Source organism: Burkholderia sp. Z1, assembly GCF_014893795.1.
Lineage (GTDB): Bacteria > Pseudomonadota > Gammaproteobacteria > Burkholderiales > Burkholderiaceae > Burkholderia > Burkholderia theae.
This window is the reverse complement of sequence record NZ_JACFYL010000001.1, coordinates 2,204,169-2,226,239: the sequence shown is the minus strand read 5'-3', so window position 1 is coordinate 2,226,239 and position 22,071 is coordinate 2,204,169. Positions and strand designations below refer to the sequence as shown.

20 protein-coding genes and 1 pseudogene are annotated in these 22,071 nt (G+C 66.3%); 9 read left to right on the top strand and 12 right to left on the bottom strand.

Annotated elements, in window-relative coordinates; all coding sequences use genetic code 11:
• Positions 1-168: 168 nt before the first annotated feature.
• Complete coding sequence (locus tag H3H55_RS10260) at positions 169-1,971, bottom strand: PhoH family protein (protein WP_193098528.1); 1,803 nt, start codon at positions 1,969-1,971, stop codon at positions 169-171.
• Here H3H55_RS10260 and H3H55_RS37280 point away from each other — a divergent pair.
• Positions 1,867-2,111, top strand: a pseudogene (locus H3H55_RS37280) (hypothetical protein); the annotation flags it as partial. The gene H3H55_RS10260 and the pseudogene H3H55_RS37280 sit on opposite strands and share 105 nt — an antisense overlap.
• A 192-nt stretch (positions 2,112-2,303) precedes the next feature.
• Here the strand turns inward: H3H55_RS37280 and H3H55_RS10255 are convergent.
• From H3H55_RS10255 to H3H55_RS10215, 9 genes are all read right to left on the bottom strand, one after another.
• Positions 2,304-2,765 carry a peroxiredoxin gene (locus H3H55_RS10255; protein ID WP_193098527.1) on the bottom strand — a complete coding sequence of 154 codons (462 nt, stop codon included), beginning with the start codon at positions 2,763-2,765 and terminating at the stop codon, positions 2,304-2,306.
• 110 nt (positions 2,766-2,875) lie between these two features.
• Positions 2,876-3,772: a polysaccharide deacetylase family protein gene (locus H3H55_RS10250; RefSeq protein ID WP_193098526.1), complete on the bottom strand. Its 897-nt coding sequence runs from the start codon at positions 3,770-3,772 to the stop codon at positions 2,876-2,878.
• A gap of 13 nt (positions 3,773-3,785) precedes the next feature.
• Positions 3,786-4,841, bottom strand: coding sequence for a bifunctional UDP-4-keto-pentose/UDP-xylose synthase (locus H3H55_RS10245; RefSeq protein WP_053077665.1), 1,056 nt, complete (start codon positions 4,839-4,841; stop codon positions 3,786-3,788).
• The gene (locus tag H3H55_RS10240; RefSeq protein ID WP_129512303.1) at positions 4,838-5,785 is read right to left on the bottom strand and encodes a formyltransferase; all 948 of its coding nucleotides are present in this window, start codon (positions 5,783-5,785) and stop codon (positions 4,838-4,840) included. The genes H3H55_RS10245 and H3H55_RS10240 overlap by 4 nt, the downstream gene beginning before the upstream one ends.
• Entirely contained in the window at positions 5,782-6,819 is a 1,038-nt protein-coding gene (locus H3H55_RS10235; protein WP_048246850.1) for a glycosyltransferase, read from the bottom strand. The genes H3H55_RS10240 and H3H55_RS10235 overlap by 4 nt, the downstream gene beginning before the upstream one ends.
• A gap of 6 nt (positions 6,820-6,825) precedes the next feature.
• Positions 6,826-7,977, bottom strand: coding sequence for a DegT/DnrJ/EryC1/StrS family aminotransferase (locus tag H3H55_RS10230; protein ID WP_193098525.1), 1,152 nt, complete (start codon positions 7,975-7,977; stop codon positions 6,826-6,828).
• 137 nt (positions 7,978-8,114) lie between these two features.
• Positions 8,115-8,486 (bottom strand): EamA family transporter, encoded by a 372-nt coding sequence (locus tag H3H55_RS10225; protein WP_048246853.1) that lies wholly within the window; start codon positions 8,484-8,486, stop codon positions 8,115-8,117.
• 13 nt (positions 8,487-8,499) lie between these two features.
• A complete protein-coding gene (locus H3H55_RS10220; RefSeq protein WP_193098524.1) occupies positions 8,500-10,176 on the bottom strand; it encodes a glycosyltransferase family 39 protein in 1,677 nt (558 codons plus the stop codon).
• Positions 10,177-10,300: 124 nt separating this feature from the next.
• Entirely contained in the window at positions 10,301-10,675 is a 375-nt protein-coding gene (locus H3H55_RS10215; RefSeq protein WP_129512300.1) for an Mth938-like domain-containing protein, read from the bottom strand.
• A gap of 313 nt (positions 10,676-10,988) precedes the next feature.
• Here H3H55_RS10215 and H3H55_RS10210 point away from each other — a divergent pair, with 313 nt between their 5' ends.
• From H3H55_RS10210 to moaE, 6 genes are all read left to right on the top strand, one after another.
• Entirely contained in the window at positions 10,989-12,227 is a 1,239-nt protein-coding gene (locus tag H3H55_RS10210; protein ID WP_048246860.1) for a pyridoxal phosphate-dependent aminotransferase, read from the top strand.
• A gap of 53 nt (positions 12,228-12,280) precedes the next feature.
• The gene (locus tag H3H55_RS10205) at positions 12,281-13,606 is read left to right on the top strand and encodes a homoserine dehydrogenase (protein ID WP_193098523.1); all 1,326 of its coding nucleotides are present in this window, start codon (positions 12,281-12,283) and stop codon (positions 13,604-13,606) included.
• A 7-nt stretch (positions 13,607-13,613) separates the two neighbouring features.
• Positions 13,614-15,065: a threonine synthase gene (gene thrC, locus H3H55_RS10200; RefSeq protein ID WP_129512298.1), complete on the top strand. Its 1,452-nt coding sequence runs from the start codon at positions 13,614-13,616 to the stop codon at positions 15,063-15,065.
• A 247-nt stretch (positions 15,066-15,312) separates the two neighbouring features.
• Positions 15,313-16,560: a gephyrin-like molybdotransferase Glp gene (gene glp / locus H3H55_RS10195; RefSeq protein ID WP_129512297.1), complete on the top strand. Its 1,248-nt coding sequence runs from the start codon at positions 15,313-15,315 to the stop codon at positions 16,558-16,560.
• Positions 16,561-16,579: 19 nt separating this feature from the next.
• Complete coding sequence (gene moaD, locus H3H55_RS10190; RefSeq protein WP_031403202.1) at positions 16,580-16,837, top strand: molybdopterin converting factor subunit 1; 258 nt, start codon at positions 16,580-16,582, stop codon at positions 16,835-16,837.
• A gap of 10 nt (positions 16,838-16,847) precedes the next feature.
• The gene (gene moaE / locus H3H55_RS10185; RefSeq protein ID WP_193098522.1) at positions 16,848-17,324 is read left to right on the top strand and encodes a molybdopterin synthase catalytic subunit MoaE; all 477 of its coding nucleotides are present in this window, start codon (positions 16,848-16,850) and stop codon (positions 17,322-17,324) included.
• Between the two features lie 60 nt (positions 17,325-17,384).
• On the opposite strand, the gene H3H55_RS10180 is transcribed toward moaE, so the two are convergent.
• Positions 17,385-17,945 carry a group III truncated hemoglobin gene (locus H3H55_RS10180; RefSeq protein WP_193098521.1) on the bottom strand — a complete coding sequence of 187 codons (561 nt, stop codon included), beginning with the start codon at positions 17,943-17,945 and terminating at the stop codon, positions 17,385-17,387.
• A 250-nt stretch (positions 17,946-18,195) separates the two neighbouring features.
• On the opposite strand from H3H55_RS10180, the gene H3H55_RS10175 reads away from it, so the two are divergent.
• Together H3H55_RS10175 and clpB are read left to right on the top strand one after the other, a co-directional pair.
• The gene (locus tag H3H55_RS10175; RefSeq protein ID WP_193098520.1) at positions 18,196-18,714 is read left to right on the top strand and encodes an Rrf2 family transcriptional regulator; all 519 of its coding nucleotides are present in this window, start codon (positions 18,196-18,198) and stop codon (positions 18,712-18,714) included.
• A 157-nt stretch (positions 18,715-18,871) separates the two neighbouring features.
• Positions 18,872-21,469 (top strand): ATP-dependent chaperone ClpB, encoded by a 2,598-nt coding sequence (gene clpB / locus H3H55_RS10170; RefSeq protein ID WP_193098519.1) that lies wholly within the window; start codon positions 18,872-18,874, stop codon positions 21,467-21,469.
• 120 nt (positions 21,470-21,589) lie between these two features.
• Here clpB and H3H55_RS10165 read toward each other — a convergent pair whose 3' ends face one another.
• Positions 21,590-22,027 carry a YidB family protein gene (locus tag H3H55_RS10165; protein ID WP_048246875.1) on the bottom strand — a complete coding sequence of 146 codons (438 nt, stop codon included), beginning with the start codon at positions 22,025-22,027 and terminating at the stop codon, positions 21,590-21,592.
• Positions 22,028-22,071 lie beyond the last annotated feature (44 nt).

The following is a 22,071-nucleotide window of genomic DNA, read 5'->3' as shown; positions in this document are numbered from 1 at the left end:
GGCGGGGCTTAAGCAACCATTCCTGAGAATTTACTTGAAGTTTCGCGCGTAAGTGAGGTTGTTGCGTGACGATGTGTTACTTCCGTTTTCGACCCCAAATAAAAACGGCGCTCCGGAAACGGAGCGCCGCGATGCGTCGAAAGCCGGCCGACGGGCCGGCCTGCCGCGTTACAGGATGTCCGACGCGTAGTCGGCGAGCCGCGAGCGTTCGCCGCGCGCGAGCGTCACGTGGCCGCTGTGGCCCCAGCCCTTGAAGCGGTCGACCACGTAGGTCAGGCCCGAACTGCCTTCGGTCAGGTAAGGCGTGTCGATCTGCGCGATGTTGCCGAGGCACACGATCTTCGTGCCGGGGCCCGCGCGCGTGACGAGCGTCTTCATCTGCTTCGGCGTCAGGTTCTGCGCCTCGTCGATGATCAGGTACTTGTCGACGAACGTGCGGCCGCGCATGAAGTTCATGCTCTTCACCTTCAGGCGCGAACGGATCAGCTCCTGTGTCGCGGCACGTCCCCATTCGCCGGCCGCGTCGTCGGTCTTCTGCAGCACTTCGAGGTTGTCGTCGAATGCACCCATCCACGGTTGCATCTTCTCTTCCTCGGTACCGGGCAGGAAACCGATGTCCTCGCCGACGGGCACGGTCGCGCGCGTCACGATGATCTCGTTGTAGCGCTTGTCGTCGAGCACCTGCGCGAGGCCGGCCGCGAGTGCGACGAGCGTCTTGCCGGTACCGGCTTGGCCGAGCAGCGTGACGAAATCGATCTCCGGGTTCATCAGCAGGTTCAGCGCGAAGTTCTGCTCGCGGTTGCGCGCGGTGATGCCCCACACGTTGTTCTTGTGGTGGCTGTAGTCGCGCAGCGTCTGCAGCAGCGCCGTCTTGCCGTTCAGTTCGCGGACGATCGCATGGAACGTCGGCTCGCCGTTCTGCGGCTCGAGATAGACGAACTCGTTGACGAGCATCGACGCGACGAGCGGGCCGGTCACGCGGTAGTACGTGGTGCCCGTCTTCGTGTCCTGCCAGCTCTCCATGCCCTTCGCGTGCTTGGTCCAGAAGTCCTGCGGCAGTTCGCGCACGCCGGTGTAGAGGAGATCCGAATCCTCGAGCACCTGGTCGTTGAAGTAGTCTTCCGCGGGCAGGCCGAGCGCATGCGCCTTGATCCGCATGTTGATGTCTTTCGACACCAGCACGACCTGGCGGTCGGGCCGGTCGCGCTGCAACGCGCGCACGACGCCGAGGATCTGGTTGTCGGCCTTGCCTTCGGGCAGCCCTTCGACGGGAGCGATGTCGGTGAGCTTGGTCTGGAAGTACAGGCGGCCGAGCGCCTCGCGGCTGCCGAGGCGCGACAGCGGAATGCCGCCCGAGATCGGGCCGCCGTCGGCGACGAGCGCGTCGAGCGTGCGGCTGACCTGGCGCGCATTGCGTGCGACCTCGGACATCCCCTTCTTGTGGTTGTCGAGTTCCTCGAGCGTCATCATCGGCAGATAGACGTCGTGTTCCTCGAAGCGGAAGAGGCTGCTCGGGTCGTGCATCAGCACGTTGGTGTCGAGCACGAACAGTTTCTGCTGCTCGGCTTCGGCCGGCTTGCGGCTGCGCGACTTCGTCGTCGCGCCGGTATCGCGCGCGGGTGCCGCGGCCGGTTTGTCGGCGGCCGGCTTGTCGTTGCGCGCGACGACCGGTGCCGCGGGTTCGGCGGGCGCCGGCATCGGCTGCAGCAGGGCAGCCGTCTGTCTGGTCTTGCGGCCGCGGGCGGGTGCGCTCGCGGCATCCTGCGCCGAAGACGCGACGGCGCGCAGCGGCGCGGCCGTGTTCGCGGCTTCGATCATCGGTTGGGCCACGCTGGCCGGGCCATAGTCACCGGCTGTGGATGCGTCCCCTTCGGCGGATTTCTTCGCGGTTTTCGCAGGCCGCGCTTTCGCCTTGTATTCGTCGGGCGGCAGAAGGCTGCCGAGCTTGCTGGGGGGAGTAGGCAAAGGCATGGTGTCCCTCGGGAGGAATCGTGTCGCATGGCGTGCGCCGCTGATCGCATCCTGCGTGACGTAGACGCATGCAGTTTGCGCGCGGTGGCGCACAGGAATTTCGTCTAGCCGGTTCGCCTAAGTGTCGATCAGCTCCTTGACGGGGTGAGGGCCGGACCGAGGGCCGGCGCGCAATCCATAAAAAAAGCCGCTGCCCCGTCGACAGGGGCATGCGGCTCGGCTGATACCGTCGTAATGCGCGTCAGGTGCTGGCAAGCATCGCTACGAGCACCGGCGCAGCTACGAGAAATATGGGGCGAACTGGCATTCATTGCGGGCCAATATAACGCGCCTCAAAGCGCTTGTACAGCACTTAGCACGTCGTCCACATGCCCCGGTACCTTGATGCCGCGCCATGCCTGACGGAGCACGCCGTCGGCGTCGATCAGGAACGTCGAGCGCTCGATTCCGCGTACTTCCTTGCCATACATTTTCTTCATCTTGATGACATCGAACAGCGCGCACAGCGCTTCGTCGGCATCGGAAATCAGCGGGAACGGCAGTTCGAGCTTTGCCTTGAAATTGTCATGCGAGCGCAGGCTGTCGCGCGACACGCCGATGACTTCCGCACCGGCTTTCTTGAACCTCGGATAGAGATCGCGGAACTGCAGCCCTTCGGTCGTGCAGCCCGGCGTGTTGTCCTTCGGATAGAAGTACAGCACGAGCTTCTTGCCCTTCAGGTCGGACAGCGAAATGTCGCCGCCCGTGGCCGGTGCGGTGAAATCGGGAACTTGACGGTCAACTTCGACAGACACGTGTTTCTCCTGTTGTTATGCAAAGGCGCCGCGGCGGCGGCGCGGTTCGGCGGGGCGTCGCGGCAGTGCGCCGCAAGGGCGGAGCGGGCGACGCCGGCTCGCGCGCGAACTCAGTCGGGCTGGACGATCAGTTCGCCGGAGCGGCCGGGGATTTCGCCCCACGTGACAGGGTACGATGGCAGCGAGTCGCGGTCCAGCGTCGCGTGGTAGTCGCCCATCGTCGCAAACGTGTGGCCTTGCGCGCGCCAGCCGGCGAGCAGTTGCTCGAACACGGGCGCGAGCTTCTGGCCTTCCAGTTCCGCATGCAGCGTGAACACCTGGTCGTGCGGATTGGTTTCGGTGAACTTGAGGATGTGCGCGGCGACGTTGTGCGTGTCGACGCCGTCGATGCCGAGCACTTCGTCGAGCGTGGGCAGCGTCGTCGGCATCTGCACGTGCGACAGCGTGCGGCCGCCGACGACGGGCAGGTACGGCGAATGGCCGCGACCGTCGGATGCGTAGCGCATCCCCCATGCGTCGATCTGCTCGAACGCGGAATCGTTCATCTGCCAGCCTGCCGCGCCGTGCGTGACGGGCGGCGCGCCGAAGATCTCGACGAAGCGCGCGTGACTCTTCTGCATTTCACGCGCGGTCCAGTCGCGATCGCGCGCGCGGACGTTGTCCTGCCAGTACACGTGATCCCACGTGTGGATGCCGCATTCGAAGCCGGCCTCGTGAATCGCGCGCATGTCGGCGATCGCACGGCGGCCGATGTCGGGGGCCGGCAGCAGCACGCCGTACATCAGCTGCTTCACGCCGTAGTGTTCGACCACCGACGTGCGCGACACCTTCTTCAGGAAGCCGGGGCGGAACACGCGCCGCAGCGCCCAGCCCGTGTGATCGGGCCCGAGGCTGAAGAGGAAGGTCGCGCGCGCACTGAAGCGGTCGAAGATGCGCGCGAGGTTCGGCACGCCTTCGCGCGTGCCGCGCAGCGTGTCGACGTCGATCTTGAGGACGATGCGAGCCAAGCGAACGACCCGATCAGCCTTGCTGTTCGACGAGCGCGCGCGCGTCGGCGACGTGGCCGCGATACGCTTCGAAGATGTTGCGCAGCGCGTCGTCGAACGTCGCTTGCGGCGCCCAGTTGAGCTCCTGCATCGTGTTGTCGATCTTCGGCACGCGGTTCTGCACGTCCTGGTAGCCGTTGCCGTAGTAGGCGCCCGACGTCGTTTCGACGAGCTTCACCTGCTTGGCCGAATCGGCGTACTCGGGGTATTCCGCCGCCAGTTCGAGCATCTTGTGCGCGAGCTCGCGAACCGAGAAGTTGTTCTTCGGATTGCCGATGTTGTAGATCTTGCCCGATGCGACGCCGTTCGCGTTGTCGATGATCTTCATCAGCGCGCTGATGCCGTCGCCGATGTCGGTGAACGCGCGCTTCTGCGAACCGCCGTCGACGAGGCTGATGTTCTCGCCGCGCACGATGTGGCCGAGGAACTGCGTGACGACGCGCGAGCTGCCTTCCTTCGGCGTGTAGATCGAGTCGAGGCCCGGGCCGATCCAGTTGAACGGACGGAACAGCGTGAAGTTCAGGCCTTCCATCCCGTAGCCCCAGATCACGCGGTCCATCAGTTGCTTCGAGCAGGCGTAGATCCAGCGCGGCTTGTTGATCGGGCCGTAGGTGAGCGCCGATGCATCCGGGTCGAACTGCTCGTCCGAGCACATGCCGTAGACCTCGGAGGTCGACGGAAACACGAGGTGCTTGCCGTACTTGACGGCCGAACGCACGATCGGCAGGTTCGCCTCGAAGTCGAGCTCGAACACGCGCAGCGGCTGCTGGACGTAGGTGGCCGGCGTCGCGATCGCGACGAGCGGCAGGATCACGTCGCACTTCTTCACGTGATACTCGACCCACTCCTTGTTGATCGTGATGTCGCCTTCGAAGAAATGCATCCGCTCGTGGTTGACGAGATCGCCAAGCCGATCGGTCTGCATGTCCATGCCGAACACTTCCCAATCGGTGGTTTCAAGAATGCGCTTCGACAGGTGATGGCCGATGAAGCCGTTCACACCCAGGATCAGGACTTTTTTTGCTTTCATGAATGACGGGAAGAATGAATGAACTGCGCGAATTCCGCGGGCGTCACGACGGTTTCGCTGCCGTCGCGCTGCTGCCACAGCTCGAGAATGGATAGGGCGCGGCTGTCGCCGCAGACGCCGAATAGCGCATTATCGCTTACGTGCAGGCCAGGCGGCAAATCTGCCGCGGCGGCCGCCGCCGCGCTGCCGGGCGCCGCGAGGCGCGCGCGCGCGATCACGAAACGCGTGCCGCCGACGTCCGTGAACGCGCCCGGATACGGCGGCGCGACCGCGCGCACCAGGTTGTAGACCTGCGCGGCCGGCTTCGACCAGTCGACGCGGCCGTCCTCGGGCTTGCGCCCGCCGAAGTAGCTGCCGGTCGCGAGATCGTTCGGCAGGTGCGGCGCCTCGCCCGCGAGCAGCGCGGGCAGCACGCGCCAGAGCGTCTGCTCGGCGGCCACCGTGACCTTGTCGAACACCTGCGTGGCCGTGTCGTCCGGCAGGATCGGCACCGCGGTCTGGCCGATGATCGCGCCCGCGTCGGGCTTCGCGGCCATTTCGTGCAGCGTCGCGCCGGTTTCGGTCTCGCCGTTCAGCACGGCCCAGTTGGTCGGTACCCGACCCCGGTATTTCGGCAGCAGCGAACCGTGCATGTTGTACGCGCCGCGCGGCGCGATCGCGAGCAGGTCCACCGGCAGCATGTGGCGGTAATAGAACGAGAAGATGAAATCCGGCTGCGCGTCGGACACCGCGCGGCGCAGCGCCGGATCCGCGGGATCGGCCGGCGTGACGACCGGAATGCCGTGCTCGGCCGCGACGGACGCGACGCTGCCGAACCAGATGTTCTCGTTCGGGTTGTCCTCGTGCGTGACGACGAGCGCGACGTCGACGCCGCGCGCGAGCAGCACCTGCAGGCACCGCACGCCGACGTTGTGATACGCGAAGACGACCGCGCGCGGCTTCATTGCGCGGCTCCCGCGCGGTTCGCGCCGGCCGGCACCGCCGGCACGCCGTCGTGCTGTTCGAGCACGGCCTGGATCAGGTAGCGCGGCCGCGCGCGCACCTGCTGGTAGATGCGGCCGACGTATTCGCCGAGCAGGCCGAGCGCGAAGATGATGACGCCGAGCAGGAAGAACGTGATCGCGAACAGCGTGAACACGCCTTGCACTTCCGCGCCGACGATGAAGCGCCGTACGAGCAGCAGCACGAACAGCGCGGCGGAGCCGATCGACAGGATCACGCCGATGAACGACAGCCACTGCAGCGGCACGACCGAGAAGCCGGTCACGAGGTCGAAATTCAGCCGGATCAGGCTGTACAGCGAGTACTTCGACTCGCCCGCGAAGCGCTCCTCGTGCGCGACCTCGATTTCGGTCGGGTTCTGCGCGAACGTATAGGCGAGCGCGGGGATGAAGGTGTTGACTTCGCCGCACACGTTGATCGTGTCGATGATGCGGCGGCTGTACGCGCGCAGCATGCAGCCCTGGTCGGTCATCTTGATGCGCGTGATGCGCTCGCGCAGCCGGTTCATCATCTGCGACGCCTTGCGTCGCCACAGGCTGTCCTGGCGCTGCTTGCGGATCGAGCCGACGTAGTCGTAACCCTCGCGCATCTTCGCGATCAGCTTGCCGATTTCCTCGGGCGGGTTCTGCAGGTCGGCGTCGAGCGTGATGACGATGTCGCCGTGCGACTGCGCGAAGCCGGCGAGGATCGCCATGTGCTGGCCGTAGTTGCCGTTGAGCAGCACGACACGCGTCGTGTCGGGGCGCACGTGGAACTGATCGGCGAGCATCGCGGCCGAGCGGTCGCGGCTGCCGTCGTTGATCAGGATCACTTCGTATGACGTGTCGAGTGCGTCGAGTGCCGGATACAGCCGCGCGAACAGCGCGGCGAGGCCATCTTCCTCGTTGTACACGGGGATGATGATCGATACTTCGGGCCGGCCGGCGTCCAGGTGCCCGGCGCCCGGATGCCCGGCGCGTGCTTCAAGGTGACTCATGTACGCTTATTTTCCGTATTGTTCGCAAATCTGGTTGATGGCGTCGACCACGCGACGCACGTCGTCTTCCGTCATCTGCGTGAAGAGCGGCAGCGTGACGGTCGATGCGCCGTACCGTTCGGCGTGGGGGAACATGCCCTCCTTGAAGCCGAGCCCGCGGTACAGCGTGAAAAGATGGATCGCCGGGTAGTGAATGCCCGTGCCGATGCCGCGTTCCTTCATCTGCGCCATGAACTCGGCGCGGGTGATCGTCAGCCGCTCGAGCGGCAGCGTGACGAGGAACATGTGCCAGTTGCCGTTCTCGAATTCGGCGAGCGGCAGGCCGAGGCCGAGCTTCGTGGCCGCACCGCCGTCGAACGCGGCGAAATACGCGCGCGCGAGCGCATGGCGCTGCGCGGTGAACCGCTCGAGGTGCGGCAGCTGGCCGAGGCCGACGCGCGCGGCGACGTCGGTCAGGTTGTACTTGCCGCCGAGCACGTCGCAGTCCATGCCGTCGAAGCCCGTGCGCGTGATGCCCTGCAGCCGGTACTTCTGCGCGAGCGTCGCCTCGTCCTCGTCGTTCAGCACGAGCGCGCCGCCTTCGATCGTCGTCAGGTTCTTGTTCGCGTGGAAGCTGAACGACACGATGTCGCCGATCGCGCCGATGCGCTTGCCGTTCCACGTCGAGCCGAGCGCCTGCGCGGCATCCTCGATCACGCGCAGGTTGTGTGCGCGCGCGATCGCGTACAGGCGGTCCATGTCGACCGGCAGGCCGGCCAGGTAGACGGGGATGATCGCCTTCGTGCGCGGCGTGATCGCCTGCTCGAGCTTGTCGAGGTCGATGTTGCGCGTGACCGGATCGATGTCGACGAACACGGGCGTCGCGCCGGTCTCGAGGATCACGTTGCTGGTCGAGACCCACGACGCCGGCGTCGTGATCACCTCGTGGCCGGCGCCGACGCCCGCGATGCGCAGGCCGATCTCGAGCGTGCAGGTGCCCGAGTTGAACGCGCGGACCGGACGGCCGCCGCAGTACTCGGACAGGGCCGCTTCGAATTTCTGGCTCTGCGGGCCGGTGGTGATCCAGCCCGAGCGCAGCACTTCGACGACGCCCTGGATGGTTTCCTCATCGATCTCGGGGCGGGTGAACGGCAGAAACGGAGCGGAAGTCTGGCTCATGAACGCTTTGGCCTGTAATGGCGTGTAATAAAAGGGTCGGGCGATCCCGTCCGAAACCGGCATTAAACACCGGTTGACGGATTCGCACCGTGATTTTTTGTAGGCGGACGCTTAACGCCGCCGGGTGCCGCGGGCGCTCAGCTGCGTGCGAGCACGAGCACCCCGATCAGGATGATGCCGATGCCGATGAGCCGCTGGACCGACAGCACTTCGCCGAACAGGTACCAGGCCGCGAATGCGTTGACGACATAGCCGAGCGACAGCATCGGGTACGCGATCGACACGTCGACCCGCGACAGCCCGACGATCCAGACGACGACGCTCAGCACGTAGCAGCCGAGGCCGCCGATGATCGGCAACTGGGTCGCGATCTTCAGGCCGACCGGGATGATGTTCGCACGGCTGAATTCGAAGTGTCCAACGGCGTTGACGCCGGCTTTCAGCAGAAGTTGCGCACAGGCGTTGAGCATCACGCCGGTGATGATGCAGACGAGTGAAACGGGATTCATGCGGTGGGCGTCCTTACGATTGCGGTTTCTCGACGATCACGCGGCGGCTGTCGCACGCAATGACGCGCATCGGCACGCCTTGCTTGACCAGCGTGTCGTACTGGCCGGGCGGCATGATCGCGAGCGCATGGGTTTCCTGCTTCCAGCGCGTGATCCATTCGTCGACGGTCGGAATCCACTTGTTCGGCTCGACGGAGATCCCGAACGCGAGTTCGTCCTGGCGCTGGACCATGATCGTCGTGTGGCCCATATAGAACGGGAACGTGTGATCGAGCATCTCGATCGAGTAGAACGGCGTGTCGGGCGGCAGCTTCGCCAGTTCGGCGCGCACGGCGGGTGCGAGCAGCGCGCCCGAGCTGTAGCGGCCGAACTCGTCGTGCCCGGTGCCGCCGATCGTACCGAACGCGAGCCACGCGGCGCCGAATGCGGTGATCGCGGCCGCGACGCCCGCGCGGCGGTTCAGCCATGCGGCCGCGAGCGTCAGCGCGGCCGAGACCGCGAGGCCCGCGTACAGCCACATCTGGAACGCGCGGTACAGCGCGTTCGGCGTGCGTGCGTCGCCCTGGTACGCGAGGAAGATGAGCCCGAACGCCGCGACGACGAAGAACACGAGGTAGCCGAGCAGGTGGCGGCGGAACCGGTCGGCCGTCATCAGCGGCAGGTACGCGCCGATGATCAGCGCGAGCGCCGGCGCGACCGGCAGCACGTACGAGATCAGCTTCGAATGCGACGCGCTGAAGAACAGGAAGATGAATGCGCTCCAGATCAGCAGCACGAGCATCGGCGAGAAGCCGTTCGGCTGACGCGGCATCCGCAGCGCATGGCGGATGCTCTGCCACGCGACCGACAGCCACGGCAGGAAGCCGACCAGCAGCACGGGCACGAAGTAGTAGAGCGGGCCCGGACGGTTCTGTTCCGGGGTCAGGTACCGGCGGAACTGCTGGACGATGAAGAAGAAGTTGAAGAACTCGGGGTTGCGCTGCTGGACGAGCACGAACCACGGCGTGACGATCGCGAAGAAGATCACGAGGCCGCTGATCAGGTACAGGCGCTTCCACAGCGCCCAGTCGCGTGCGATCAGCGTATAGAGCACGAGCACGGCGCCGGGCAGGATCACGCCGACCAGGCCCTTCGACAGCACCGCGAACGCCATCGCGGCCCAGCACGCCCACATCCAGCCGCGCACCGCGGCCGGCCGCAGCCCGGGCCGCTGCGCGAGCAGCAGCGAGCAGAGCGACAGCGTCATCCAGAACGCGAGCCCCATGTCGAGCGCGTTGAAGTGGCCCATCAGGTTCCAGTACGGCGAGCACGCGAGCACGACGGCCGCGAGGAAGCCCGACAGCGGGTTGAACAGGCGCGCGCCGGTGTAGCCGACGAGCAGCACGCCGGCGAAGGACGCGACGGCCGTATAGAGGCGCGCCTGCCATTCGCCGATGCCGAACCAGGCGAACGTCAGCGCGTTCAGCCAGGTCTGCAGCGGCGGCTTCTCGAAGTACTTGTAGCCGTTGTAGCGCGGCGTGATCCAGTCGCCGGTGACGAACATCTCGCGCGCCATCTCCGCGTAGCGGCCTTCGTCGCTCGGGATCAGGTGGCGCAGCCCGAGCGGCGCGAACCAGACGATCGCGAGCGCGACGAGCAGGAGGACGAGCGTGATGCGATTGAGCGGTAGCCTCGACGGCGTATCGTTCATGGATTTTCAGCCTGTTGGTTGTTGTGACGGGCCGCCGGCGGGTTGCGCCGGGGGCGGGCGGCCTGGCCGGGCCGATCCGGGGGATCGACCCGCTGCGCCGGCCCGAGTTTTACCGCATCGGGGATTAACGTTCAATTAAGAGCGCGGCGGCGACTTTGCGGCCCTCGGCCATCAGGATGTTGTAGGTGCGGCAGGCCGCCTGGAAATCCATGGTTTCGACGCCGATCCGCTTGGCCGTGAGCGCCGCGACGAGCCGCGGGTGCGGGAAGCGCAACCGCGCGCCGCTGCCGAAGATCACGAGTTCGGGGGGCGGGTCGAGCAGCATCGCGAAATGCTCGGGGGCGAGTGCGTCGAACGACGACACGGGCCACGCCTGGACCGGCGCGCCGGGCAGCACGATGACGCTCGTTTCGTGGCGTTCGAGATTGACGTCGACATAATCGGGGCCGTAGCCGGTGACGGTGTTGAGCGCGCCGCTCGTGTCCTGGTGCAGTTTCAAATCGGTATTCCGCGGTTCCGTAGGGGAATGTGTCGCTGGGCCACACGGGCCCGGGCGGCAGGTTTCGCGCTCCAGTACTGGCGGGACGCCCGACGGCGGGGCCCGGTGCGGTTATGGTGCATTGCGAAAGTCGGCCAAAATCCGCTAAATTATAACTTTTTGGTCGCCCCCGGGCGCCACTTGCGTCGTGCGTCGCCACAAGCCGCGTCCGACCGCCCGCTTTTTCCAGTCTAGACAGCGCGCACAGACCGGCCGCTTTCCAGTTTTGATCCCGCCCCCCCGGCCGCAAGGCCAACCCAGGAACCGTGTCGTCGTGAAACCGATTCAGAAGTCGAACAAGCTGCTCAACGTCTGCTACGACATCCGTGGCCCGGTGCTCGAGCACGCGAAGCGCCTCGAGGACGAAGGCCACCGCATCATCAAGCTGAACATCGGCAACCTCGCGCCGTTCGGTTTCGACGCGCCGGACGAGATCATCCAGGACATGATCCGCAACCTGCCGACGTCGTCGGGCTATTCGGATTCGAAGGGCGTGTTCTCGGCCCGCAAGGCCGTGATGCACTACACGCAGCAAAAGGGCGTCGTGGGCGTCGGTCTCGATGACATCTACATCGGCAACGGCGCGTCCGAGCTGATCGTGATGGCGACCCAGGCGCTGCTGAACGACGGCGACGAAGTGCTGCTGCCCGCGCCCGACTACCCGCTGTGGACGGCGGCGGTGAGCCTGTCGGGCGGCACGCCCGTGCACTACGTCTGCGACGAGCAGAACGCGTGGATGCCCGATCTCGACGACATCCGCCGCAAGATCACGCCGAATACCAAGGCGCTCGTCGTGATCAACCCGAACAATCCGACGGGCGCGCTTTATTCCGACGAATTGCTGCTCGAGTTGCTCGAGATCGCGCGCCAGCACGGGCTGATCGTGTTCGCCGACGAGGTCTACGACAAGATCGTCTACGACGGTCTCGAGCACACGGCGATGGGCGCGCTGTCGGAGGACGTGATCACCGTCACGTTCAACAGCCTGTCGAAGAGCTATCGCTCGTGCGGCTACCGCGCGGGCTGGATGGCCGTGTCGGGCCTGGGCGGCGACAACCGCCGGCACGCGAAGGATTACCTCGAGGGGCTCGGCATCCTGTCGTCGATGCGCCTGTGCGCGAACGTGCCCGGGCAGTTCGCGATCCAGACGGCGCTCGGCGGTTACCAGAGCATCAACGAGCTGATCGTTCCGAGCGGGCGCCTGTACAAGCAGCGCGAACTCGCCTACGACATGCTCACGTCGATTCCGGGCGTGACCTGCGTGAAGCCGCAGGCCGCGCTGTACATGTTTCCGCGCCTCGACCCGAAGCTCTACCCGATCCAGAACGACCAGCAGTTCATTCTCGACCTGTTGCTCGAGGAGCGCGTGCTGCTGGTGCAGGGCACGGGTTTCAACTGGGCGACGCCGGACCACTTCCGTGTGGTCTTCCTGCCGAACCTCGACGACTTGACCGATTCGATCAACCGGATCGCACGCTTCCTCGACGGCTACCGCAAGCGCCATTCGGCCTGAGCGGGCAGGACCACATGGCACTCACTCATTCTTACTCATCGATCACACGCAGCATGGAACCGATCAAAGTTGGCCTGTTGGGCTTCGGCACGGTGGGCAGCGGCACCTTCACGGTGCTGCGCCGCAACCAGGAAGAAATCAAGCGACGCGCGGGGCGCGGCATCGAGGTGACGCGCATTGCCGTGCGCAACCCGGCCAAGGCGCAGGCTGCGCTCGGCGCCGCCGGCACCGTTGAGATCACCGACGATTTCAATTCGGTCGTCGACGATCCGTCGATCTCGATCATTGCCGAGATGATCGGCGGCACGGGCATCGCGCGCGAGCTCGTGCTGCGCGCGATCGCGAACGGCAAGCACGTCGTGACGGCGAACAAGGCGCTGCTCGCGGTGCACGGCACCGAGATCTTCGAGGCCGCGCGCGAGCAGGGCGTGATGGTCGCGTTCGAGGCGGCCGTCGCCGGCGGTATCCCGATCATCAAGGCGCTGCGCGAAGGCCTGACCGCGAACCGCATCCAGTACATCGCGGGGATCATCAACGGCACGACCAACTACATTCTGTCGGAAATGCGCGACCGCGGGCTCGACTTCGCGACGGCGCTGAAGGCCGCGCAGGAGCTCGGCTACGCGGAAGCCGATCCGACCTTCGACATCGAAGGCGTCGACGCCGCGCACAAGGCGACGATCATGAGCGCGATCGCGTTCGGCGTGCCGGTGCAGTTCGACCGCGCGTATGTCGAGGGCATCAGCAAGCTCGACGCGACCGACATCCGTTACGCGGAAGAGCTCGGCTACCGGATCAAGCTGCTCGGCATCGCGCGCCGTGCCGAAAACGGCATCGAACTGCGCGTGCATCCGACGCTGATCCCCGAGAAGCGTCTGCTCGCGAACGTCGAAGGTGCGATGAACGCGGTCGTCGTGCACGGCGACGCGGTCGGCACGACGCTGTACTACGGCAAGGGCGCGGGCGCGGAGCCGACCGCGTCGGCCGTGGTCGCGGATCTCGTCGACGTCACGCGCCTGCACACGGCCGACCCCGAGCATCGCGTGCCGCATCTCGCGTTCCAGCCCGACAGCCTGTCGAACACGCCGATTCTGCCGATCGAGGAAATCACGAGCGGCTACTACCTGCGCCTGCGGGTGGCCGACCAGACCGGCGTGCTGGCCGCCATCACGCGCATCCTCGCCGAATCGGGCATCTCGATCGACGCGCTGCTGCAGAAGGAATCGGAGCAGGTCGACGGCGCCAACGGCGAGACCGACATCATCCTGATCACGCACGAGACGATCGAGAAGAACGTCAACGCGGCGATCGCGCAGATCGAAAGCCTCGCGACGGTCGTCTCGAAGGTGACGAAGCTGCGCATGGAAGCGCTGAACTGAGGACGACATGAACTACATCTCCACGCGCGGCGCCGGCATCGGCGAGCGCCACACGTTCTCCGACATCCTGCTCGGCGGTCTCGCGAAGGACGGCGGGCTCTACCTGCCGGCCGAGTACCCGAAGGTTTCCGCCGACGAACTCGCGCGCTGGCGCACGCTGCCGTATGCGGATCTCGCGTTCGAGATCCTGTCGAAGTTCAGCGACGACATTCCGGCCGACGACCTGCGCGCCCTCACGCGCCGCACGTACACGGCCGACGTGTACAGCAACACGCGCCACGGCGAGAACGCGTCCGACATCACGCCGCTGAAGACGCTCGGCACCGAGAACGGTGCGGCGCTGTCGCTGCTCGAACTGTCGAACGGCCCGACGCTCGCGTTCAAGGACATGGCGATGCAGCTGCTCGGCAACCTGTTCGAGTACACGCTCGCGAAGCAGGGCAAGGCGCTGAACATCCTCGGCGCGACGTCGGGCGACACGGGCAGCGCGGCCGAATACGCGATGCGCGGCAAGGTCGGCGTGCGCGTGTTCATGCTGTCGCCGCACAAGAAGATGAGCGCGTTCCAGACGGCGCAGATGTTCAGCCTGCAGGATCCGAACATCTTCAACCTCGCGGTCGAAGGCGTGTTCGACGACTGCCAGGACATCGTGAAGGCCGTGTCGAACGATCACGCGTTCAAGGCACAGCAGAAGATCGGCACGGTCAACTCGATCAACTGGGCGCGCGTCGTCGCGCAGGTCGTGTACTACTTCAAGGGCTACTTCGCGGCGACGCAGTCCAACGACGAGCGCGTGTCGTTCACGGTGCCGTCGGGCAACTTCGGCAACGTGTGCGCAGGCCACATCGCGCGGATGATGGGGCTGCCGATCGCGAAGCTCGTGGTCGCGACCAACGAGAACGACGTGCTCGACGAGTTCTTCCGCACGGGCGCGTATCGCGTGCGCAGCGCCGAGAACACGTATCACACGAGCAGCCCGAGCATGGACATCTCGAAGGCATCGAACTTCGAGCGCTTCGTGTTCGACCTGCTCGGCCGCGATCCGGCGCGCGTGATGCAATTGTTCCGCGACGTCGAGGAGAAGGGCGGCTTCGATCTCGTGGCGAGCGGCGATTTCGCGCGCGTCGCCGAGTTCGGCTTCGTGTCGGGCCGCAGCAGCCACACGGACCGCATCGCGACGATCCGCGACGTGTTCTCGCGCTACAACACGACGATCGATACGCATACGGCCGACGGCGTGAAGGTCGCGCGCGAGCATCTGGACGCGGGCGTGCCGATGGTCGTGCTCGAGACGGCCCAGCCGATCAAGTTCGGCGAGACGATCCGCGAAGCGCTCGATCGCGAACCCGAGCGTCCGGCTGCATTCGACGGGCTCGAGGCGCTGCCGCAGCGCTTCGAGGTCGTGAAGGCCGACGCGCAGCAGGTGAAGGACTTCATCGCCGCGCATACGGGCGAGTGACGCACTCGCCGGGCCGCGGGCCCGGCAGTGCAGCGCGGCCGGAACGCCGATTCGTCGAACGGATCGGGGTTCCGGCCGTTTCCATTTGGTGGCGTACGTGTTCGACACCCGCCGCACCTCGCGCGAAACAAGTGCCAGTACCCCGCGTTCGCGCCGATCACAGTTTCCGCATGTCCGCCATATCGCGCGCCCGCGCGACGGCGTCGCTACAATGACGTATTGAATCCAACGATCCCCGCTTCCATCGATGTCGAACCCGAATCCCGCGGCGCCGCGCGCGCCGATGCTGTCGACCGCCGAGGCGCTCGCCGCGCTGCTCGAAGCCGCGAAGCCGCTGCCCGGTACCGAAACCGTCGCCACGCTCGACGCGCTTGGCCGCGTGCTGGCGGCCGATGTGAGTTCGCCGCTCGACGTGCCGCCGATGCATACGAGCGCGATGGACGGTTATGCGGTGCGCGTCGCCGACCTGTTGCACGGCGCGCGGCGCCTGCCGGTGTCGCAGCGTATTCCGGCCGGCCATCCGGCCGTGCCGCTCGCGGCCGGCACGGCCGCGCGGATCTTCACCGGCGCGACGGTGCCGCCCGGCGCCGACGCGGTCGTGATGCAGGAGCAGGCATCGGCCGAAGGCGACGCGGTCGAGATCCTGCACACGCCGAAGGCCGGTGAATGGATCACCGCGCAGGGCGCGGACATCCGGCAGGGCTCGGTGATCCTGCCGGCCGGCACGCGACTCACGCCGCAGGCGCTCGGTCTTGCCGCGTCGGTCGGCTGCGCGCAGCTGCCGGTCGCGCGGCGGCTTCGCGTCGCGGTGTTCTTCACCGGCGACGAACTGACGATGCCGGGCGAGCCGCTGAAGCCCGGCGCGATCTACAACTCGAACCGCTTCACGCTGCGCGGGCTGCTGGAGCGGCTCGGCTGCCACGTGACCGACTACGGGATCGTGCCCGATTCGCTCGCCACGACGCGCGACACGCTGCGCGAGGCCGCGCGCGATCACGACGTGATCCTGACGAGCGGCGGCGTCTCGGTCGGCGACGAGGATCACGTGAAGCCGGCCGTCGAGGCCGAAGGGCGGCTCGCGTTGTGGCAGATCGCGATGAAACCCGGCAAGCCGCTCGCATTCGGCGCGGTACGCCGCGGCGACGATCGCCCCGCCGCCCATTTCATCGGGCTGCCGGGCAACCCCGTATCGAGCTTCGTCACGTTCCTGCTGTTCGTGCGGCCGTTCCTCTTGCGCCTGTCCGGCGTGCGCGACGTCGCGCCGCGCGCGCTGTCGCTGCGTGCCGACTTTTCGCAAGGTAAGGGCGACCGGCGCAACGAATTCCTGCGCGCGCGCGTCAATGCGGCCGGTGGTCTCGACCTGTTCCCGAACCAGAGCTCGGCGGTGCTGACGTCGACGGTCTGGGGCGACGGCCTGATCGACAATCCGCCGCAGCACGCGATCAGCGCAGGCGAGACCGTGCGTTTCATTCCGTTTTCCGAACTGCTGTCGTAACGCGACGGCTTCCCGACTCATGAAGATTCAACTGAAATTTTTTGCAAGCGTACGAGAGGCACTGGGCGTGGCCGACGAGCAGGCCGACGTGCCGGATGGCGTGACGACCGTCGGCGACGTGCGCGCGTGGCTGCGCGTGCGCGGCGGTGCATGGGCCGAGACGCTCGCCGAAGGGCGCGCGTTGCGCATGGCCTGCAACCACGAGATGACCGATCCCGACACGCGTCTCACCGAGGGCTGCGAGGTCGCGTTCTTTCCGCCGGTGACGGGCGGCTGACGGGCACGCGATGGCAACGATACGAATCCAGGCCAGCGACTTCGATCTGAACGCCGAAGTGACGGCATTACGCGCGCGCAACCCGAAGATCGGCGCGGTCGCGTGCTTCGTCGGCACGGTGCGCGACCTGAACGAAGGCGATTCGGTCGCCGCGATGGAGCTCGAACACTATCCGGGCATGACCGAGAAGGCGCTCGAGAAGATCGCGGCCGAGGCCGGCCGGCGCTGGCCGGGTATCGACGTCGCGATCGTGCATCGCGTCGGCAAGCTCCTTCCGCTCGACCAGATCGTGATGGTCGCGACGGTCGCTGCGCACCGCGGCGACGCGTTCGCGTCGTGCGAGTTCGTGATGGACTATCTGAAGACCGAGGCGCCGTTCTGGAAGAAGGAAACGACGCCGGACGGCGAGCGCTGGGTCGATGCCCGTACGACCGACGATGCCGCGCTCGCGCGCTGGGGCGTCGAATCCGGCAACACGCCGCGCTGAACGCGGCGTCCGCGCGCTGCGGCCATGTGCCGCAGGTGCGCAATCGGTGCGCGACGCGCGTTACGCGTCCGGATCGGCGCTGCGCCCGATGATCTTCGTCGGAAACGGCTCGCCGCGGGCGCGCGACGGCAACGCGTGCGGATCGTCGCTCGTGTCGCGGCGGCGCGGCGCGATCGCGTCGAGCAGGGCCTGCTGCTCGGGCGGAATCCGATAATCCCAGCCGAACCGGCTCAACTGCAGGCTTTGCGCGATCCGCAGCGCGGGTTCCATGAAGCGGATCGCCGCGGGCGGTGCGTAGCGCATCTCGACGGTTTTCAGGAACAGCGACAGCCAGCGGCTGAAATGGGCCGGTTCGATCCCGTCGAGCGGCTGGTGCGCCTGCTGCACGTTGCCGCGATAGCCCTTGGTGCCGAGCACGAGGCTCGACCAGAACGTGACCATCTTCGGCAGATGGTCGTCCCAGCGGCCGGCCAGCTTCGCGTCGAACACGGGCCCGAGCAGCGGATCGGCGCGCACGCGGTCGTAGAACGCGTAGACGAGCGCGCGGATGTTGTCTTCGGTCGGCTCGGCATCGCGAGGGCGGGCCGGGGCGGGATCGGGCAAGGCGGGGATGACGGTCATGGCTAAAAGGGCCGGGAGAGCTGGGCAACGTCAACGCGGTGGCGCGGGAAACGGACAGGACGCCGGCCGGATTTTGACGCAAAATAGCGTCCAACACCCCCTGAAAAACGTGCAGATGTCACGCATCTTATATGTGCGCGCGCCATCCCGGCAACCCGGGCTGCGAAACAGGGCCGTCGGTCGGCCCCGCGCATCCCGATCGGCCCGGTTCACGTGACCGGGGCATGATCGATCTTTTCCGTATTCGCCCATGAGACTCACCGACTACACCGACTATTCGCTGCGCGTGATGCTGTACCTTGCCGTGCGTGGCGAGGGGCTCGCGACGATCCAGGAGATCTCGGATGCCTACGGCATCTCGAAGAACCATCTGATGAAAGTCGTGCAGCAGCTCGGCGAATTGGGATGGGTCGACACGGTTCGCGGCCGCAATGGCGGGCTGCGGCTCTTCCCGGAATCGCTGCAGCTGACGGTCGGCCAGGTCGTGCGCGCGACCGAGAGCGACTTCGCGCTGGTCGGCTGCTTTTCGACCGACGACGGCGAGTCGCGCGGTTGCGTGATCGAGCCGCAGTGCCGCCTGAAGGGCGTGCTGGTGGCCGCACGCGATGCGTTCTTCGCCGAACTCGACCGTCACACGCTCGGCGAGCTGGTCGAAGATGCGTCGCCGCTCGTGGCGTTGCTCGGCATCCGTCCATTCGCGCTCGTGCGTGCCGAGCCGGCACCGGACGAAGCGGCTGCGGCCGTCGAGCCGCCGTCGACGACCGGCTGACGCGCGGGCACCGCGTCCCGCGATCCGGCCGTGGCCTGCTCCCGGGCCGCTTCACGGATATCCAGCAATTTTTGCGCTGAATCAACCCGAATTTCGCTTGAAAGCCGCATAACCATCCTCATCTTGGTGTTAATCGAAAATTGGAGGTCTCGACTAAATGAGAATCGACAAGCTCACCACCAAGTTCCAGGAAGCACTCTCGGACGCGCAAAGCCTCGCGGCAGGCCGCGACAATCAATACATCGAACCCGTTCACGTACTGGCGGCGCTGGTCGCGCAGCAGGACGGTTCCGCCCGCTCGCTGATGTCGCGCGCGGGTGTTCACATCCAGGCGCTGCAAGGCGCGCTGAACGAAGCCATCTCGCGCCTGCCGCAAGTGACGGGCACGGGCGGCGACATCCAGATCGGGCGCGAGCTGGCCGGGCTGCTGAACCAGGCCGACAAGGAAGCGCAGAAGCTCAACGACACGTTCATCGCGAGCGAGATGTTCCTGCTCGCGGTCTCCGACGACAAGGGCGAAGCCGGCAAGCTCGCGCGTCAGCACGGCCTCACGCGCAAGTCGCTCGAAGCCGCGATCGCCGCGGTGCGCGGCGGCTCGCAGGTGCATAGCCAGGACGCGGAAAGCCAGCGCGAGGCGCTCAAGAAATACACGGTCGACCTGACCGAGCGTGCCCGTGCGGGCAAGCTCGATCCGGTGATCGGCCGCGACGACGAAATCCGCCGCTCGATCCAGATCCTGCAGCGCCGCACGAAGAACAACCCGGTGTTGATCGGCGAGCCGGGCGTCGGCAAGACCGCGATCGTCGAAGGGCTCGCACAACGGATCGTCAACGGCGAAGTGCCCGAGACGCTGAAGGGCAAGCGCGTGCTGTCGCTCGACATGGCCGCGCTGCTCGCGGGCGCGAAGTACCGCGGCGAATTCGAGGAGCGCCTGAAGGCCGTGCTCAGCGACATCGCGAAGGACGAAGGCCAGACGATCGTCTTCATCGACGAAATCCACACGATGGTCGGCGCGGGCAAGGCCGAAGGCGCGATGGATGCGGGCAACATGCTGAAGCCGGCGCTGTCGCGCGGCGAGCTGCACTGCATCGGCGCGACCACGCTCGACGAATACCGCAAGTACATCGAGAAGGATGCCGCGCTCGAGCGCCGCTTCCAGAAGGTGCTGGTCGACGAGCCGAGCGTCGAGGCGACGATCGCGATTCTGCGCGGGCTGCAGGAGAAGTACGAACTGCACCACGGCGTCGACATCACCGACCCGGCGATCGTCGCCGCGGCCGAGCTGTCGCACCGCTACATCACCGACCGTTTCCTGCCCGACAAGGCGATCGACCTGATCGACGAAGCCGCTTCGAAGATCAAGATGGAAATCGATTCGAAGCCCGAAGAGATGGACAAGCTCGACCGCCGGCTGATCCAGCTGAAGATCGAGCGCGAAGCCGTGAAGAAGGAGCCGGACGAAGCGTCGCAGAAGCGCCTGCAGCTGATCGAGGAAGAGATCGACCGCCTCGGCCGCGAATACGCGGACCTCGAGGAGATCTGGACCGTCGAGAAGGCCGCGGTGCAAGGCAGCGCGCAGTTGAAGGAAGAGATCGAGAAGGTGCGCGCGGACATCGCGCGGCTGCAGCGTGACGGCAAGCTGGAGAAGGTCGCCGAACTGCAGTACGGCAAGTTGCCGCAGCTCGAGGCGCAACTGAAGCAGGTCACGCAGGCCGAAGAGAAGGAGCAGCACAACCCGACGCGTCCGCGCCTGCTGCGCACGCAGGTCGGCGCCGAGGAAATCGCGGAAGTCGTGTCGCGTTCGACGGGGATTCCCGTGTCGCGGATGATGCAGGGCGAACGCGAGAAGCTGCTGCACATCGAGGAAAAGCTGCACGAGCGCGTGGTCGGCCAGCACGAGGCGATCGGCGCGGTGGCCGACGCGATCCGCCGTTCGCGCGCGGGTCTTGCCGATCCGAACCGTCCGTACGGCTCGTTCCTGTTCCTCGGCCCGACGGGTGTCGGCAAGACCGAGCTGTGCAAGGCGCTGGCGTCGTTCCTGTTCGATTCGGAAGAGCACCTGATCCGCATCGACATGAGCGAATTCATGGAGAAGCACAGCGTCGCGCGGCTGATCGGCGCGCCGCCGGGCTATGTCGGCTACGAGGAAGGCGGTTACCTGACGGAAGCCGTGCGCCGCAAGCCGTACAGCGTGATCCTGCTCGACGAGATCGAGAAGGCCCATCCGGACGTGTTCAACGTGCTGCTGCAGGTGCTCGACGACGGCCGCATGACGGACGGGCAGGGGCGCACGGTCGACTTCAAGAACACGGTGATCGTGATGACGTCGAACCTCGGCTCGCAGGTGATCCAGGCGATGACGGGTGCGCCGCAGGACGAGATCAAGGACGCCGTGTGGCTCGAGGTGAAGCAGCATTTCCGCCCCGAGTTCCTGAACCGGATCGACGACGTCGTCGTGTTCCATGCGCTCGACCGCAGCAACATCGAGTCGATCGCGAAGATCCAGCTGGCGCGCCTGCACGAGCGGCTCGCGAAGCTCGACATGGCGCTCGACGTGTCGGAAGCGGCGCTCGAGCAGATCGCGAAGGTCGGCTACGATCCGCTGTTTGGCGCGCGGCCGCTGAAGCGCGCGATCCAGCAGGAGATCGAGAACCCGGTCGCGAAGCTCATCCTCGCGGGCCGCTTCGGTCCGAAGGACGTGATTCCGGTCGACGTCAACGACGGCAAGTTCGTGTTCGACCGCGTCGTTCACTGATCGCCTGCCATCGGCCGCCCGCCCGGTTCGCGCCGGGCGCGCAAAAACAAACACCCCGCCTCGGCGGGGTGTTTGCTTATGGGGCGGCTGAAGCGGCCGCTGCGCGGCGCGCCTGGCCCTTTAGCCCTGCTTGTTGCCGCCGAACATGCCGGCGAGCTGCGACAGCGAGCCGAGCACGTTCGACGGGTCGACCTGCGCCTGGCCGTCGGCCGGCACCGCGCCGTCCGGCGTCGCATGGTTCACGACGTGCGGCAGCACCTGCGCGAGGACGGTCGATGCCATCGACGGATCGACGCCGAACTTGCTCGCCAGCGCGCCGATCGCGTCGGAGCCGAGCACGTTCTGCAGCGCGTCGGGCGAGATCGGCTGGTTCTGGCCGTTGCCGACCCACGAGCCGATGATGTCGCCGGCGCCGCCTGCCTTGAACTTCTCGATCAGGCCGTTCAGGCCGCCCGGCTGGTTGTTGATGAATTCGAGCGCGGTGGTGATCAGCGCGCTTTGCGAGTTGCCGCCTGCCTGGCCGCCGATCAGACCGCCAACGATGTCGAGGAGACCCATGGTTCTTCACCTTCACTGAGAAGGGCGCCGTGACGACGGCGCCC